This window comes from Flavobacterium sp. WV_118_3, from assembly GCF_039778605.1.
Taxonomy (GTDB): domain Bacteria; phylum Bacteroidota; class Bacteroidia; order Flavobacteriales; family Flavobacteriaceae; genus Flavobacterium.
On record NZ_CP156060.1, the window covers coordinates 1,195,569 to 1,213,096 of the forward strand.

General features: G+C 35.8%; 19 protein-coding genes and 3 tRNA genes. 20 read left to right on the forward strand and 2 right to left on the reverse strand.

Annotation, left to right across the window (positions count from 1 at the left end; all coding sequences use genetic code 11):
• From ABFU83_RS05500 to ABFU83_RS05595, 20 genes are all read left to right on the forward strand, one after another.
• Positions 1-84: transfer RNA gene (locus ABFU83_RS05500), tRNA-Ser, on the forward strand.
• 7 nt (positions 85-91) lie between these two features.
• Positions 92-166: transfer RNA gene (locus ABFU83_RS05505), tRNA-Pro, on the forward strand.
• A 40-nt stretch (positions 167-206) separates the two neighbouring features.
• Positions 207-280 (forward strand) — tRNA-Arg (locus tag ABFU83_RS05510).
• Positions 281-553: 273 nt separating this feature from the next.
• Entirely contained in the window at positions 554-3,064 is a 2,511-nt protein-coding gene (locus tag ABFU83_RS05515; RefSeq protein WP_347069499.1) for a leucine-rich repeat protein, read from the forward strand.
• Between the two features lie 32 nt (positions 3,065-3,096).
• A complete protein-coding gene (locus ABFU83_RS05520; RefSeq protein WP_347069500.1) occupies positions 3,097-4,404 on the forward strand; it encodes a leucine-rich repeat protein in 1,308 nt (435 codons plus the stop codon).
• 18 nt (positions 4,405-4,422) lie between these two features.
• Positions 4,423-5,652, forward strand: coding sequence for a leucine-rich repeat protein (locus tag ABFU83_RS05525; protein WP_347069501.1), 1,230 nt, complete (start codon positions 4,423-4,425; stop codon positions 5,650-5,652).
• 85 nt (positions 5,653-5,737) lie between these two features.
• Positions 5,738-6,637 (forward strand): leucine-rich repeat protein, encoded by a 900-nt coding sequence (locus ABFU83_RS05530; RefSeq protein WP_347069502.1) that lies wholly within the window; start codon positions 5,738-5,740, stop codon positions 6,635-6,637.
• Between the two features lie 170 nt (positions 6,638-6,807).
• Positions 6,808-7,023, forward strand: a complete 216-nt coding sequence (locus ABFU83_RS05535; protein WP_347069503.1) for a class I lanthipeptide — start codon at positions 6,808-6,810, stop codon at positions 7,021-7,023.
• Positions 7,024-7,259: 236 nt separating this feature from the next.
• Positions 7,260-7,856 carry a hypothetical protein gene (locus ABFU83_RS05540; RefSeq protein WP_347069504.1) on the forward strand — a complete coding sequence of 199 codons (597 nt, stop codon included), beginning with the start codon at positions 7,260-7,262 and terminating at the stop codon, positions 7,854-7,856.
• Between the two features lie 32 nt (positions 7,857-7,888).
• A complete protein-coding gene (locus ABFU83_RS05545) occupies positions 7,889-8,353 on the forward strand; it encodes a hypothetical protein (protein WP_347069505.1) in 465 nt (154 codons plus the stop codon).
• 348 nt (positions 8,354-8,701) lie between these two features.
• The gene (locus ABFU83_RS05550) at positions 8,702-9,037 is read left to right on the forward strand and encodes a DUF4844 domain-containing protein (RefSeq protein WP_347069507.1); all 336 of its coding nucleotides are present in this window, start codon (positions 8,702-8,704) and stop codon (positions 9,035-9,037) included.
• Positions 9,038-9,047: 10 nt separating this feature from the next.
• The gene (locus ABFU83_RS05555) at positions 9,048-9,686 is read left to right on the forward strand and encodes a hypothetical protein (RefSeq protein ID WP_136401710.1); all 639 of its coding nucleotides are present in this window, start codon (positions 9,048-9,050) and stop codon (positions 9,684-9,686) included.
• 276 nt (positions 9,687-9,962) lie between these two features.
• Positions 9,963-10,559 carry a hypothetical protein gene (locus ABFU83_RS05560; RefSeq protein WP_347069508.1) on the forward strand — a complete coding sequence of 199 codons (597 nt, stop codon included), beginning with the start codon at positions 9,963-9,965 and terminating at the stop codon, positions 10,557-10,559.
• A gap of 61 nt (positions 10,560-10,620) precedes the next feature.
• Complete coding sequence (locus ABFU83_RS05565) at positions 10,621-11,193, forward strand: hypothetical protein (RefSeq protein ID WP_347069509.1); 573 nt, start codon at positions 10,621-10,623, stop codon at positions 11,191-11,193.
• A 70-nt stretch (positions 11,194-11,263) separates the two neighbouring features.
• Positions 11,264-11,848, forward strand: a complete 585-nt coding sequence (locus tag ABFU83_RS05570; RefSeq protein WP_347069510.1) for a T6SS immunity protein Tdi1 domain-containing protein — start codon at positions 11,264-11,266, stop codon at positions 11,846-11,848.
• Positions 11,849-11,945: 97 nt separating this feature from the next.
• Entirely contained in the window at positions 11,946-13,604 is a 1,659-nt protein-coding gene (locus tag ABFU83_RS05575; RefSeq protein ID WP_347069511.1) for an ankyrin repeat domain-containing protein, read from the forward strand.
• A 23-nt stretch (positions 13,605-13,627) separates the two neighbouring features.
• Positions 13,628-14,308, forward strand: a complete 681-nt coding sequence (locus tag ABFU83_RS05580) for a hypothetical protein (protein ID WP_347069512.1) — start codon at positions 13,628-13,630, stop codon at positions 14,306-14,308.
• 12 nt (positions 14,309-14,320) lie between these two features.
• Positions 14,321-14,800 (forward strand): ankyrin repeat domain-containing protein, encoded by a 480-nt coding sequence (locus ABFU83_RS05585; RefSeq protein WP_347069513.1) that lies wholly within the window; start codon positions 14,321-14,323, stop codon positions 14,798-14,800.
• Positions 14,801-14,901: 101 nt separating this feature from the next.
• Entirely contained in the window at positions 14,902-15,453 is a 552-nt protein-coding gene (locus ABFU83_RS05590) for a hypothetical protein (protein ID WP_347069515.1), read from the forward strand.
• Between the two features lie 119 nt (positions 15,454-15,572).
• A complete protein-coding gene (locus tag ABFU83_RS05595; protein ID WP_347069516.1) occupies positions 15,573-16,232 on the forward strand; it encodes a hypothetical protein in 660 nt (219 codons plus the stop codon).
• 164 nt (positions 16,233-16,396) lie between these two features.
• Here ABFU83_RS05595 and ABFU83_RS05600 read toward each other — a convergent pair whose 3' ends face one another.
• The gene (locus tag ABFU83_RS05600) at positions 16,397-16,588 is read right to left on the reverse strand and encodes a cold shock domain-containing protein (protein ID WP_347069517.1); all 192 of its coding nucleotides are present in this window, start codon (positions 16,586-16,588) and stop codon (positions 16,397-16,399) included.
• A gap of 31 nt (positions 16,589-16,619) precedes the next feature.
• Complete coding sequence (locus tag ABFU83_RS05605) at positions 16,620-17,051, reverse strand: cold shock domain-containing protein (RefSeq protein WP_347069518.1); 432 nt, start codon at positions 17,049-17,051, stop codon at positions 16,620-16,622.
• Between the last annotated feature and the right edge of the window lie 477 nt (positions 17,052-17,528).

Consider the following 17,528-nt stretch of genomic DNA (forward strand, 5'->3'; position numbering starts at 1 on the left):
GGAGAGGTGCCGGAGTGGTAACGGAGCAGATTGCTAATCTGTCGACGGGTAACCGTCGCCAGGGTTCGAGTCCCTGTCTCTCCGCTTTTTTCGGGGTGTAGCGTAGCCCGGTCATCGCGCCTGGTTTGGGACCAGGAGGTCGCAGGTTCGAATCCTGCCACCCCGACAAATTTCAATTCCCAATTTAAATTGAAATAAAGGATTTAGGTCGCGTAGCTCAGTTGGATAGAGCACCTGCCTTCTAAGCAGGCGGTCACAGGTTCGAATCCTGTCGCGATCACAGGTTAAACCACTGATTTTTCAGTGGTTTTCTTGTTTTTGGACTTCACTGAAATTTTTTACTTTATACATTTGCATTCTATTTTATATCATTTTTGATATACGACCATATTTTTTTTGTTGCCTATTCTGAAAATAGTTGTAAAATTACAATCTATTTATTCTGTAAGAAAAAAAGGATATCCAAAAAATATGTAGTTCCTGTTAACGATTTGGATTTGTTGGTTTTGATATAGTCCTACGGGTAGATAGCAGTTTCTTATAAAATACAACCATGAAAATACAAAAAGAGCCCGGCAAACACGATATCTTAATACATATTGATTCAAGCGATATAAAGGACGGTGTACTTTATTTACCGAAAAATGTAGTACTGATAGGGGATGGGGTGATTCAAAATCAACCGGATCTTGTTACCGTTATAGCACCCGGATTGAGTTTTATCCAAAATGGAAATTTCAGATTTTGCAACGCGCTAACCCGCGTGGAGGCTCCGGAACTATTGTCGATATATAGCGATACTTTCTATGAATGTAATGCGTTAACGACCTTGGTGGCTCCCCAACTAAGGTCTATGTGGGACAGAAATTTTAACCAATGTAGTAGCTTAACGAGTGTTGAAGTTCCCGAGTTGTATACCATGAGAAGTAAAAACTTCTACAATTGTAAAGCGCTAATCGGTTTCGAAGCACCTAAGCTGGAGAATATCGGAAACAAAAACTTCTACAATTGTAAAGCACTAACCCATTTCGTAGCTACTATTATAGGAAACATGGGAGATAAAAACTTCTACGAATGTGATGTCTTAACCCGCCTGGAGATTCCGATTTTGGATGAAATTGGGAACAAAAATTTCTACCAATGTAAGGCACTAACCGACTTTGAAGCGCCCGAACTGACTTCTATCGGAGACTTCAATTTTGGGCTTTGTACCGAACTAACCGGGATTGAATTACCCAAGCTAGAAGGTATCGGAAACGATAATTTCGATCGATGTGAAGTGCTAAGCGACTTTGTTGCTCCGGTACTAACGGCTTTCGGAAATGACAATTTTTACGGTTGTAAAAGCCTAACCCGTTTCGAAGCTCCGATGCTGACGGTTATCGAAAACAAAAATTTTAGATTCTGTAAGACGCTAACGCGCTTTATAGCTCCTTTGCTGACGATCATCGGGGATCGTAATTTTTACGAATGCGGGTTCAGTAGTTTCGAAGCTCCTGCGTTGACGACCATCGGAAACAAAAATTTCTACGAATGTAATGCGTTAATTGATTTTGAGGCGCCAATGCTAACGATTATCGGAGATAAAAATTTCTATGAGTGTAACACATTAACGGGCTTTAAAGTCCCTCTTTTGACTTCAATTGGGGATAAAAACTGCTATGAATGTAATGCATTAACCGATTTTAAAGCTCCGATGCTAGCTACTATCGGAAATAAAAATTTCTATGAGTGTCACATGCTGATGAACTTTAAAACTCCTGTATTGACAGCTATCGGAGATAATAATTTTTACCAGTGTAATGCATTAATCGGATTCGACAATCCTACACTGACGACTATCGGAAATGGCAATTTTAGATATTGTAATGTTTTAGCCAATTTCGAAGCTTCTGAGTTGACTTCCATCGGAAACAAAAATTTCTATGAATGTGACGCATTAATTGGCTTTAAGGCACCTGTGTTGCCCTCAATCGGAAAAAACAATTTTCAATTTTGTCGGTCACTTACCTTTTTTAAGGCTCCCATACTAACGTCTATTGGAAGCACCAATTTTATGTCTTGTAGCGTGCTAACTAGTTTCGAGGCTCCGATGCTGAAGACGATGCGAAATTACAATTTCGACGATTGTGATGCGCTAACCCATTTCCAGGCGCCCGCGTTGGTTGCTATGGGGAATCTGAATTTTAACAATTGTTTGACACTATGTCACTTAGAGGTTCCTATGCTAAGCACTATTGGAGACACCAATTTCTTCCGATCGAATAGTTTTACCCACTTAGAGATTCCTGCGTTGACGGCTATGGGAAAAGAGAATTTTAGAAGATGCGATCTGCTGGTCAACTTCAAGGCGCCCGTGCTATTGGCTATGGAGGGAAGCAATTTTAAAGAATGTGACGCTTTAACGCGTTTCGAGGCTCCGATATTGACTTCAATTGGGGATAAAAATTTTAATGAGTGTAAGGTACTAATCAATGTCGAGACTCCTGTGCTCACTACTATCGGAGAAGACAATTTTTACAGGTGTTACGCGCTAACCGGTTTTGAAGCTCCGATGTTAACCGCTATCGGATATGACAATTTTAGATTTTGTAGCACGTTAACTGACGTACAATTTGGACAACATCGATATGCTGTAAAATCGGTAGATGGATTATTAACCATTATCGAAAAATCCAAAACTTTAAATGGAATAGAGATCCATAGTGGTTCTATTTTTAATGAATGTATTGACGGCGTTCCGGATTTATCCGAAACATTTTTAGTCGGAAAAGACGGTTTTTTTGCCCATGGCGAAACGGTAAAAAAAGCGATGGAAGATTTACAGTTTAAAATTATAGCCAAAAAAATAAAAAAAGAACCGATCCACGAAGAAACCGTGATAACGGAGGCGTATTACAAAACCATTACCGGCGCTTGCACACAAGGAGTTAAACTATGGCGGGAGCAAAACAATATTACCGAGGAATCGTTTACAGCAAAAGAATTGTTACCGATTCTCGAAAAAACAAATGCTTATGGATTGGAGAGGTTCAAAGCATTACTCACTTTTGAGATTAGCTAGAATCGTTACAACACTTTTTTTCATTCGTTATTATGGAAATACAAAACAACAGATTACTAAGCATTGATTCAAGCGATATAAAAGACGGTGTACTTTATTTACCGGAATCGGTAGTAATACTAGGGGATTGGGTGATTAAAGATGAGCCTGGTCTTGTTACAGTTGTCGCGCCCGGATTGACTACTATTGAAAATGAAAATTTCCTCGAATGTAAAGCGCTAACACATTTCGAAGCACCCATGCTGAAAACTATTGGAGGCTATAACTTCAGATTTTGCAATGGTTTGACCCGCTTCGAGGCTCCCGTTTTGACTTCTATTGGGGATGGAAATTTCTATCAATGTAATGCGTTAATGCATTTCGAGGCTCCTTTGCTGGCTACTATCGAAAGCTATAATTTTGATCATTGTAATGCATTAACCCATTTTAAAGCTCCTGCGCTAAATGTTATCAATTACTCTAATTTTCAATTTTGTAATGCGCTAATCGACTTTGTGGCTCCTGTACTGACTTTAATTGGATACAGTAATTTTGAAGAATGCAATGCGCTAGCCCGCTTCGAGGCTCCCGTGCTGACAGAGATAAGAGAGTTGAATTTTAGAACCTGTAAAGCACTGACCAACTTTATAGTCCCTATGCTGACTGCAATTGACGACGATAATTTCTACAAATGCGAGGCGCTTACCGATTTCGAAGCTCCCATGCTGACTTCTATCGGGCATGATAATTTTGCTTTCTGTATTACATTACAGCACTTTAAGACTCCTATGCTCACGGCTATCGGGCGGGATAATTTTTTCGCTTGCGCGCTAACCCATTTTGAGGTACCGGAGCTAACTATTATGGAAACCGGAAATTTTGAAGAATGTGATGCCCTGACCAATGTACGATTAGGCAAGTATAATTATACTGTAAAATCAGCAGATAGAGTACTAACCATTATTGAAAAGACAAAAAAACGAAATGAAATACGAATCCATACCGGGTTTATTCTTAATAGCTATAATGGAGGAGCCCCATATTTATCAGAAACCGTTTTAGTTGAAAAAGACGGCTTTTTTGCCCATGGCGAAACGGTCAAAAAGGCAATGGAAGATTTACAGTTTAAAATCGCAGTCGAAAAAATAAAAAAAGAACCGATCTACGAAGATACCTTGATAACGGAGACGTATTATAGAACGGTTACCGGTGCCTGCGAACAGGGAATCAAAAACTGGCGGGAAGAAAATAATATTACCGTGGAATCACTCACCGCAAAAGAACTGTTACCGATTCTCGAAAAAACGAATGCTTATGGAATGGAACAATTCAAAGCATTAATCACTTTTGAAAGCATTTAGAATAGTTATAACGGAATTATGGAAATACAATATGGCATCTTAAAAAAAATTGATTCAGGGGATATACAAGACGGCGTACTTTATTTACCGGAGTCGATACTATCAATAGGAGAAGCGGTTATTCAAAATCAGCCGGAACTGGTTACAGTTGTTGCACCCGGATTAATGGCTCTCAAAAGTAAAAATTGTTACCAATGTCAGGCGCTAACCCGTTTTGTAGCGCCGCTGTTGGAGACTATCGGAAACGATAATTTCTATGAGTGTAGTGCGCTAACGAATTTTGTAGCGCCACTGTTGGAGACTATCGGAAACAGAAATTTCTATGAATGTAGTGCGCTTACCGACTTCGAAGCGCCTAGATTAACGACTATTGGAACGTATAATTTCTATAAATGTAATGCGCTAACCGGGTTCGAATCACCCATGCTAACGTCTGTAGAACACCATATTTTTAGAGAATGTAACGCCTTGATTCACTTTAGCGCTCCGGTTTTGACGACTATCGGAAGTGACAATTTTGGTTTTTGTAAGGCGTTAATTTCCTTCGAAGCGCCTATGTTGATTTCTATGCGAAACGATAATTTTTATTCCTGTGATGCATTAACCGATCTCGTGATTCCTATGTTGATTGACATGGGAAACAAAAATTTTTACGAATGTGACGCGCTAATTCATTTCGAAGCTCCTACGCTGACGGACATGAGTGACTTTAATTTTTGGTATTGTGATGCACTAATCCATTTTAAAACTCCTGAACTGAAATGGATTAGAGACGACAATTTTAAAGAATGCAGAGCATTAACCCATTTTGAAGCGCCTATGTTGACTACTATAGGGGATTTTAATTTTAGGTATTGTGACGCGCTAACAAACTTTAAAGCTCCCGAACTAGTCCTGCTTGGAGACGATAATTTTATAAAATGCGATGCGCTAACCCGTTTCGAGGCTCCCGAACTAATCACAATCGGAGACTACAATTTTAGGGCTTGTGATGTGTTAACCGAAGTACAGTTTGGACAATATCAATATGCCGTAAAATCAGCGGATGGATTATTGACGATTATAGAAAATTCTAAAACCGTAAATGGAATAGAAATTCATAGCGGGTATATTTTTAATGATTGTAATGAAGGCGTTCCCGATTTGTCTGAAACATTTTTAGTTGAAAAAGACGGCTTTTTTGCTCATGGCGAAACGGTAGAAAAAGCAATGGAAGCGTTAGAATTTAAAAGGGCAGCGAAACCATAAAAAGAACCAATTCATGAAATATTATAAAACGGTTACTACATTATAACAGATTCAACGATTGTTTACCAGATAAAAACACTTTTTTATGAAAATACAAAAAAACAAATTAATAAGTATTGATTCAGACGATATAAAGGATGGCGTACTTTATTTACCGGAATCGGTAGAAAAAATAGCCGATGGGGCGATTCAATATCCAGAGGAACAACTGGTTAAAGTTGTCGCACCGGGATTACTTTCTATTGGAAACGATAATTTCCACGAATGTGAGGAACTAACCCATTTCGAAGCCCCTTTGTTGAAGTCTATTGGAGACTTAAATTTTATGACTTGTAATGAGCTGATAAGCTTTGAGGCACCTTTGCTGACTTCCATTGGATTCGACAATTTCAACGAATGCAATGAATTACTCCGTTTTGTGGCTCCAGTGCTGACAGATTTTGCAGGGAATAATTTTAGATATTGTAACGCATTAATCGAATTTGAAGCACCCATACTGACGTCTATTGGTGATGAAAATTTCAATGGCTGTGATGCGTTAACCCGCTTCGAGGCTCCTTTGTTAACGTATATCGGAGATGAAAACTTTAACGATTGTAATATGCTAACCGACTTTGAAATTCCCAAGCTGACGTCGATAGGTAGTGGCAATTTTAGATATTGTGATGCGTTACTTCGTTTTGAGGCTCCAAAAGTGACTTCAGTTGGAAAGGATAATTTTCAGAAATGTGATGTACTAACCAGCGTACGATTCGGTGCGCATCAATACACTGTAAAATCAGCGAATGGAATGTTAACCATTATTGAGAAGTCCGAATCTTCAGATGGACTATTAATCCACACCGGGTTTATTTTTAATAACTGTAAAGGCGGTGTTCCCAATCTATCCGAAACTGTTTTAATTGAAAAAGAGGATCTTTCGGCACATGGCGAAACGGTAGAAAAAGCAATGGAAGCGTTAGAATATAAAATTTCAATTCAATAAACAAAAAGGACTGAAAAAAGCAATTTACAGGTTTGTTTCTTACATATTGCCTTATTGTATTTTTTTTATAAGGTATAAAATAGGGCAAAATACCCTAAATAAGGGTAAGCAGTTATTATTTAATTGGTTATTTTTAAAAATCATAAATAATAACCCTAAAAAAGTATATAATGAAAAAGCTTAACCTTAAAAAGAAAGTAGTTTCTGTGTTAACCGATAGTGAAAAAAGCGCTATTAATGGTGGTGGAGTAGGTCCGGCATTACCTTTTACCTATACCCAATCGGTAATGATTTGTATTGACCCGATGGGACCACCGGAACTTACCCGAGCTGTTGGTTGTGAAGTTCCGCTGCTAACCAAAGATTGTCCTCCTTTAGAACCATAAAAACAAAGCTTACAATCTGCCATTGTAAGATGACAAAAACACCCTGTTGGTTTAACCACAGGGTGTTTTTTATTTATATTAGTAAACGGCTAATTGATATCGAAGAAAAAAGAATTAAAAAAGTTTATTGAAAGAATAGCATTACATTTATAAAAAAATAGCATTCATATTAAAAGCAGATTGCTTATGTATTTTATGTTACCAATCGGATAAACAATTAAAAATAAAAGAAACAGATGCATCATATACCGCGATATGATTTTAGAATTGGATACGTTAAGGAAGCAGATCAGGGAGATTATACGAAAAAATTAGCAAAAGGAATTTTTACCTTGTTATTAAATCACTTTGTAGACGTTCGATTTATTCCTCATATTGAAAATATTGATGATGTAATAGATGAATATACCTATGACGATACGACCATTCAAGGGGTTCGGATGGCTTGTTTGTTTGCAAGTAAATATGTGGTTACACCCTCCGATGCTAATGAAGGAAAAAATAGAATCATTAGTAAGGCGGTTATTGCAAAGCAATATGGTGTTGCCATAGAAAACATTGCGTCTGAAATTATCGTATTCTATGTTTCCGTTAAAACATATAAAAAATACATTCGAGAAGTCAGAAATATATTTTATACCGATAAATACGGTGATTATACGAATGTATTTTATAGACAAAACGCTTTTATGGAAGATTTAAAAAAAGAATACAAATTAGCGGTGTTTTTAGAAAACAGGATTATTAATTCCTCTTATTTCTCAGACGATGCGTTGGCTTATTTAAAAAGACAGCGCGATAAAGAGGGAAATGTGGTTCCTATGGAGGATTAAATTTGTTATACGAAAACAGGAATATAAGACTTATGAAAATAATTGAATTAAACGAAATTCAAAGCACATCGGAAAACAGCAAACTCTTTTCGCTTTATACACAATTTCAAAAATTGCTGGAAGAATTACGAAAAAAGGAATTACCCGATACGCTAATCGAAGCCATCAACCTGGACATCGAAGCGCTCAATGCAACTACTGTACCGGATCATGAATTCCGAAAGTTGCTAAAAGAAAAGCAGACAAAAATTGTGCGTGTGGTTGAAAAAAAAGTAAAAATTGTACCCCAAAAATATTATATGACCACTTGGTTGGCCATTGGAATGTCGGCTTTTGGAATACCACTCGGAACAGTATTAGGATTGAGTTTGGGCAATATGGGCTTGTTGGGAATCGGACTTCCTATTGGTATGGCAATCGGAATTGCGGTGGGTACCAATATGGATAAAAAAGCACTACAGGAAGGGCGGCAATTGGACGTGGTTATAAAGTATTAAATCGGTTTAATACGATTAGAATTCTTACAAAAAGATTTATTTTCGTAACATTTGTACGCGTTTTTATGTAATACGTTAATTTGGGTTGTGTATAAATACTTATTTTGTTAATTTAGTTTGTATAGTACTTGAAAAATGATTTAAGTTTGACGAATTAAACAACTCAAAAAACAACCAGCCACCAAAAAATATAGAAACGGGAAGTATCGTGTGTAACGCAATAACAATAGTACCCGATCCAAAAACGTACCACCCGAAAAATTGCATGACAATACCGTAAAACCTACGATACGTTGTTGTCTTCAGACGTTTTTATTTTTTGCAATGGCACTAACAATTAACTGATTTATGCCCCACAAATCAATTAAAGAAAAATTAGTGCAGCTACGTAAAGAACCCAAATTTACTATGCCGCTTTCCATTTATTATCCGGGTTTGGATAATGAAATGGTACGAGTCGAACTCAGTAAAATCATCGACCGAAGTATTTTCGAAATTTATTCAAAAATAGAACAAGGACTTGACCGCCTGATGTTACTGGATATCCTCCATAACACCATGGAAAAATTCAAATGTTTTCATCTCAATGACAACGATTTTATTTATATCCGGCAATACCTAAACCGGATTATTCTTATCGTAGAATGGGATTGTAGTCCCAACGATCTTCAAAACCTTATTTAAAACACATAGTATGGACAACGATTTTAAGCAAGTATACGGCCAGAGTGGCAGTGAGCTTCAGGACCAAAACGAATTAAACCAAATACTGGCGGGTGAAGGTGGCAAACTTTATCCCGTTTTACGAAATGGTGACTGGATCGGTATACAAAACGGTGCCTTGTTTACACCTTTAATCGGAACGTTTGAAAACCCTAAAATTGTCATCGCATTAGCGCATGATATGCCAAATAATTTAGTTTACGTTCCTTATAAAACAGGGACGCATTATGAGGAGCTTAACAAGATGTACGACGAAGCACAAGCAAATCTGGAAGCCATAAAAGTTCCGTATGAAGTATTCCAATACAACGACCATTTTGAAGTGAATGCCTGCGGACATGAGTTTAGCAGTGAATTTTTATTACACAAGCCATTTCTTAACGAATTGCACACCCTATTAAAATCGGATGAGATATTAGTAGCCGTTCCAAGACGGGGTTACTTTAAAGCGATTGCAAGCAATACATCAAGAGATTTATATAACGGTTTTATCGAAGAGTATGAATTTGCATTCCATAATGACGCCAGTGAAAAGCCGCAAATTACCAATGGTGTTTTTGTAATAAAAGACAGTGTTATAGTACAACGCGGAGAACTGGAAAAATACTAAACCGAATAAAGCTATTATTTTAAAGCATATTATAAAAAGAGAAACTGGTTTTCTCTTTTTTTTTTTGGACAAAGGCTAACGATGGTTCTAAACGCGACATAGTAGATTTGTAATCCGTAATGATAAAATATGTTGTTACAGAACACTATTGTAATCAGATAATCGTGATAATTTTTCACTTGGCGCGTATTTGAAAAATAAATAAAGATTCGGTTAAAAAATATCAAAATTATTATTTTAAATTTCGCATCACTGAGAGAAAATAGAGTAACAATCATGAATTATACAGTAGAAGATGTAAAAAACTTTATTTTAAAATTTACCGAATTGGAATATCAGTTTGGGTTGGGGCAATTTGATAGCACAATAACAAATAAAGATTGGAAAACGTTAGTAGAAAAACTGGAGAACTGCTATAATGAGGCATATGGATATAATGCGATTACTACTACCTATAGAGATGAATCTTTAATGACCAAAGAATTATACGATAATAATAAAAAGAATCTTAAAAAAAGAAGTTTATTTTTAATCAGAAAATATCAAAACCCTGAATTCGGCAAAGGAATATACGATACGGATTCTAATGTCGTCTTTTCTTGTTTTGTGGGTTCTGATGTTGAAATGGGAGCAGAAGTATATCCCACTAATGTAAGCGTAGGAATTGTTAATGGTGACTTAAAAATTATATCCTCAAGAGAGCTTGACTTTGAAAAAAGAAGAAATGAAGAAGTTATCGAATGGGGTTATAATCAACGATCGAATGTCTATATAGACGACATCACGATAAAAAAAGAGGGTGAATTAGTCGAAACATTACGAGTTTTTGAACCGGAACATCCTACCTGGTTAGCAGATTACAACAAAGGATAATCGTTTTGATTTTGAGAATCACCGAGGTTAGAGATAAAATATGACAAAAAATAATACCTACATGGAAGATATTAAAAATTTTATTGAATCTTTTATTAAGGATGAATATGCTTGCAATAAAGCAAATTATGATTTTTCTATTTCTGATGAGGAATATGAAAATATGAGATTAAAATTGGAAGATCATTTTCATACCGTGAATATTGATGAATATTGGAGGGCTTTGGAGGAAGAAGATGTGCTCGAGCTTACTATTGAAATGAAGGATTTATATTTTCAAAATGTAGTAAGAGCAATACCGCGTACTTTATTTCAAATTAAGCAATACAAAAATCCAAAAGTAGGAGAAGGATTAGAAAGATGGCTGGTTAATGATGAACTTTTTGCATGCTATACGAGTTATACAGAAAATAATGATTTACCTCTTGATTATGCTACAGTGTTTTATGTAGCACAAACAAATGAAGGTTTGAAAATTATCTATAAAATACGCTATGAAAGTGATGTCCCTGAATGGCGTCACTCACACGATTTAAAAATAAATCAGGTAAAAAATCCGGGCAATCTCATAGCTGTTGAAAAATATCAGGCTCCGGAGGAAACGAATAGTTTAGCGGATTATAATGCCGAATAGAATCCGCGACATCACGACAATAAATTAAAAGACAAATTCATAAGAAATCGAAAACCAAAAGTGGTATAAAATGATACATCAACGTTTTAGTAACGTATTAGGAGAACCTAAAACAATTGACAAAATAGACATCGCCTTATTAAAAGAAAAATTTGAACAGCAATTAAGCCACTTTGAAGACAGTGAAGTTCTTTTAGACTATTTGGAACACTATGGGGAAGCTGTTTTTCAAGAAGGTTTTTTTGCTTTTATAAATCCTATGGATTATGAAATCCCATTAAAGAAATTTCCAAAATTAAAAGCGCAGTCGATTATGCCATTTGCCAAAACGGCTATGGGAAACTTTTATTTAATTGGCGAAGTAGACGACGAAGTTTGTCTGGCGTTCTATAATATTCATACAGAAGAGTATAAATATGTTGATTATGAGTTCACTTTATTTTTTACAACATTAGCAGGAAATAAATACCATAGTGAGACAGAGGCATATGGATTGATAGAAATTCCAGCATTAGAAAAATACGGACCAGTAGCAATAGACGAGTGCTTGACATTTGTTCCCGCCTTAGTTTTTGGTGGAGATGAAGATATTAGAAGCATCCAAAAAGTAAAATTAAAAGCGAATTTAGAACTACTGGCAAACGCTTTTAGTTAAGCCATTCCTATCCTTTTTTAAAACGGAATTTCTATTTTAAAAGTTTCGTTTCAGGTTTTAAAAACAATATTATCAAACCCATAAAAACACGAATTTAATGAACACGGTTTCCAATCAAAATATAGCTATTTATTCCATTTCAAACCTTTATCCGTTGTTTGAATATATGCACCATGAAATTGGTCTTTCTTCCGATCTATTTAAAGAACAGAATGAAATAGCGCGTACGATCTGGCTGACAATACGAATCGACGGGGAAATTAAAAACGGAGGTATCGAACAGCTTTTCTCCAATCTGGGTGAAGGGTTTAATGCGGATTATCTGATTGAAGCATTACAAAATATCAAAAGTGAAAAAGGTCTGGAAATTGTACAAAAGTTCATTGATTTTATTCACCAGACAGACAAGCACAAAACCTCCTTTTATGGCGATTATGCTTATGTGAGTGGTTTTGATAAAACGCTAAAAAAGTTGCACAACGCGTTGAGCGACGAATATTATACCTTGGATCCAAGTGTGGAAGCCTTGATTGTGCAATATGCGGAGGAAAACTGGAATGATGCGGCTTTTCAGGAGGCTATAAAAAATGTTGTTTTTAAATCCAATGAAAAAGACGAATCCGCATTAATTGGCGATTTGAATGCTGCGATCGAAAGCGGAAATGTAACAACGATTAAGAAAATTTTAAAGAAGCTAACCACGGTCAATCAGGCTTGCAAATACGGATTTGTACCCTTACTTGAATTGACGCAATTATCCAATAACGATAAAAAGATAGCAATTTGTCAGTTGCTTATTGATCATGGAGCCGATCTTACGTTTAGAGATCAATACGGGAATTCGGTATTACATAAAGCGGTTGAAAAGGATAACAGCATTCCGTTTATTACGTTTTTGCTCGATCAGGGAATGGATATCGAAATCAAAGATGATTTTGACGATACACCGATTTACGGTACCGATACCAATCCCGAAAATTGCAGTCTGTTAATCAGTCGTGGTGCCAATGTGAATGGAAAAAACAAAATGGGTAACTCACCGCTGACCAGAATGTTGGTTCGTTATTGCAGTTGGAATGGTAATGAGTATGGAAAAGGCTATCAGCCAAAGATCAAGAAAGTTATCGACCTGTTGTTGACTGCCGGAGCTACTTTTGATACCGAAATTTTAAACATGGAAACTACGGAACTTGCCAAGTTTGCGGAAGATCCAAAAATGTTAAAACACCTGCTAAAACAGAAAGCGGTTAAAAATGCGCCTGAGTTTAATCCCAACTACCAAAAATGGTCGGCTGTTTTCGAAGCCAGTTTAAAGGGAAATCTGGAATGTTTAAAATTATTGTTTGAAAAAGGAGCATTTTTTAACCAAACATTGGACGTACCGCATTACGAAACCAAAACCTTTAGCGGTGGAACGCCGTTAAATGTAGCGTTGAATGATGAAACACGTACCTTTTTGACGGATCATAACGTCGCACTGGGAAATAGAAGCAACTATTCTTTGTTTCTCGAAACAAGAGGGAATGACGAAGTGGCGGTTGTTGATTTGATTCAGCAGATAAAAAATATAGACAAGGAAGCAGCAGTAAGATTCTTTCACACCGTTAAAAAGGAAATGGATGAAAGCTACGAAAGAATAGATGGGGAGTTTATTTTTTACAAACCGTTGTTTTTGATTAGTGCCGAGAGTGAAGAAGACATCAAAGCGATTGAAGTACAATTCAAGAAATTCGATTGCGAAATGACCATTATTTAAATAAAAAACTACAAATAAACCATATGGAATTTAAAATAACCGAACAGTTTCAAAATTTAGAAACAATAACGAAATCCGATTTTTTAGAAGATGTAAAAGTAGATGCTAAAATCTTTATTCCGGACGATGAAACGGTTGCCTTTAGGATTAAGAAGTTTACCAAGCTGGGCTACGAAAACGTATCGGAGCGATTGGTTGATGTTTTAAATATTGACAAAATTCATTTTCATGCGTGGTTTGAAGTGGATGGTTTTGCTTCTCAGTTGGAATTTCATATGGAAAATCTTTATTCCGGTTTATCGCTATTGGATTATGATGCCAAACTTTGGTTTAAAGGGCAAACACCGGAAGAAATAGCCCTGTGGAAGACATTCCGTATTTTCGACGCACGTCCGGAGATTGGCGATGGCAAATTGGCCGTTTATAGTATTCAAAAGGGTATCGCACCGCCAAATGAACCGATCATTTATTATATCAATAGAGCGTTGGCGTATAAAACCAATCTGACCTTTAACGGCTATTATGAAGCGGTTTTGGATTTGTTGGGGATAGCCGATTGGCAGTATCTTTTTACCGAAGTGTCCGCAGACGATTTAAAAGCAGACGGTATCTATCAAAAACTGAAACAAGCATTAGAAGCCTTACAAAAAGCATTTCCGGATAAAGACTATAGCCGCTATTTTAAGCATTTAGAAGAACGATAAAAACAGAAAGATATGATTTTTAGCATTATAATAAAAAATCAATTGAATGAATTGATTGATGTTTTAAAAAATGAAAATATTGATTTAAATCAGAGGAACGAATTTGGCAATACACCACTTCATGTTGCATGTAACAGTATTTATGCGATCAATAAAGAAATTGTTGAAGTACTTTTAAAGCATCCGTTAGACATTAATGCAAGAGGGATAGATGACTGTACTCCATTATATTATGCAATTGGGAAAGGTGACAATGAAGTAGTTCAAATTTTAATTGATAATGGAGCCGATGTAAATATTCCAGACAGTTATGGCAATACACCATTAATGACTGCAGCGGATATGTTTGATGATGACGCTACCATAATCCAATTATTGCTAGAAAATGGAGCCGATCCGCATCAAAAAAACAATTATGGGGTTTCCGTTTATAAACTATTAGAAATGCCGGGAAACGCATCCATTAGAAATTTATTTCCACCAGAAAATTAAACCTATCGATATCGCGGATTTGTAATCCGTGACCTTAAAAAGCCTCAGGGGTATAAGCGATACCAGGCAAACGATCTACAATTAAAAACAAAACGCAGCTAATGAAAAGAATACTAACTTTTTTACCCATTCTTTTACTACTATCTTGTACAACGCATACAACCCTAATTGAAAACGGAAAAGAAGCAAAAGGCCATTTAAAAAAGGGACTAAAAAATGGAACATGGACGTTTTATAAAGCGGGAAAAGTAGATGCCGTTGGTACGTTTTTAGAGGATACGAAAAATGGCGATTGGAGCTATTTCTACGACAATGGGAAGTTGCATCAAAAAGGGGAATTCCGAAACGGCAAACAAAATGGCATTTGGAAGTACTATTTTGACAGCGGGGAATTTATGGGAATGGGTGAGCTGCTAAATGGCAAACAAATCGGAGTATGGAAATGGTACCATAAAAATGGAAATGTATATACCGAACGTTTGTATGTCGATGGTAAGCTTATGGAAATAAAATCGTGTTTTGATCGCGATAAAAATGTACTGGATTGCGGAACGATACATAACGGAAATGGGACAATGTTTTTCCATGATCTGGAAAAGGAATCCGATACGATTCAAAAGTTTCAATATGAAAATGGTGTTGTAAAAAACTAGCGATCAAAGGTTTTATAAAATGGCACGTAAATTGTAAATTTTGCACTTGTCTTTTGTAAGGATGTTGTCTGAAAACGTCTTTACTATCGCAATCGCAATCAACTAAATCAAAATCCGAAATGAAAAAGGTTTACTTTATAGTGCTGTTTGTTTTCTTGTTGAATGATGCATTCAGTCAAAACAATGCGGAGTTTTCTACGGAAGAATTACGTTTCCAAAATGTGGAAACATTAGGGAAATCCATACCCGTAAATGAAATCAACAATTATAAAATAATTGATACCATAACAAAACCCGAAGCGTATTTAATACGAAATTTTGATAACAAAAAAGGGACACTATCGGTTGCGATTAAAAATAACGAAGTGTTCAACGTCTATGAACTATTTTCAAATGGTTATGTTATGGATACTTTAAATGTAAAGCAGAGAAGTAAGACGTATGGGATGATGACCGAACCATCTCTGGAAATTATTGAAGTCAAAAGAGGTAAACTCGACAAATTTAAAAGTGAGGAATTAATTGTAAAGTTTTCCTATACAAGAGTGGGTTGTCCCGACTGTAATCAAACGCAGGCGACGATAATAAATGGTTATATACTATTTGATTTTGATAAGCTTCAGCTTTTAAAGCTAATCAATTTAGATAGGACAGCTTTAGCACAAAATTTAATCAATTTAGAGCACTTAGAGGGATTTAAAGTTGAATTTATGGAAGGCTATGTAAAAATGAAAAAAAGGAAATATTACTATAAAGACAACAAATTAATTGCCGACTAGTACCAATGTCGCGGATTTACTTCGTCTGTTCGGCTAAAGCCTCGGGTGTAATCCGTGACAAAAACTAGGTAGTGTCAAGGGAAACACGTTTTACACGACTTACTATAAAAAAAGAAGGCGTGTATAAAATTGATACACACCTTCTTAAAATAATGAACAGGCATTTATTTTTTTCTAACGTTTACTGCGGTAAGTCCTTTCTTCCCTTTTTCTACGTCAAATACTACTTTATCATTTTCTCTGATGGTATCTATTAATCCAGTACTGTGGACAAAGATATCTGTATTGTTATTTTCTTGAAAAATAAATCCGAACCCTTTCGATTCATTAAAAAATTTTACGGTGCCTTCTTGCATCTCTTGTTGATTTAATTGTTATTATATTAGATTACTTTTTTTTTATTTCTGTGGCCTGATAGCCTTTTGGTGTTCTTTCTTTTTGATACGTAACCAAATCGTGTTTTTTAACCGGTTCGCTCAATTGTCCATAATGAAAAAAGATGTTTTCAGTACTGTTATCTTCGGTGATAAAACCATAGCCTTTTTCGCTCATATACGTTACCACACCCGAAAAGTCGGTTTCGTTCATTTCTGCCCGGGCTTTTTTAGCCTGTTCTGCTTTTGCCGAATCTTCTTCTCTGTTCTGAAGATGAGGTGGCAATGAAGTGAAATTTCCATTGATGTCGATATAAATGATCATGTCATCAAGGTCTTTTCCTTTATTGTTGTTTGTTTTACGCTCTTCTCTTCGAGATAGTTTGTCTTGTTGTTTTTTCTCTTTCTTTTTGTTGTTCTCTTTTTTTGAAAACGAATCTGCCATATGTATTAGGTTCTTTTAAATTAAATGGGATGGAATAACTTTTTTTTAGGGATGTATTACCATAATCCCGGAGCCAATTAATTTCTGAATATTTTTTTCAATTCTTTTTTCCCTTTCCATCACCAAATGAAAGCACACGACGGTCGGGTATTCATTTCTTTAAAAGAAACATGCTTGGCATATCTGGAAAATTACTTGTAACGGAAGCTATTTTTTAAAAGTAGCGAAATACGTTAAACAATTGTTCTTCTGATGTTTTAAAAAATCAGATTACCAATAAAAATATTTTATAAATTAATTCAGATTAAAAAGGTACCTAAAAAAGCAAAAACTGAGAGAGAGAAAAGGTGTTTTTTTAAACTATTTCAGAGAAGGCAACAGAAAACCTGTTATGTAATTGACTGCTGCAAATTTAGTTAAAAAAAATGATACGCAATAAAATATATTTTTTTATTTAAAACAAAAAAGCCTGTTCCG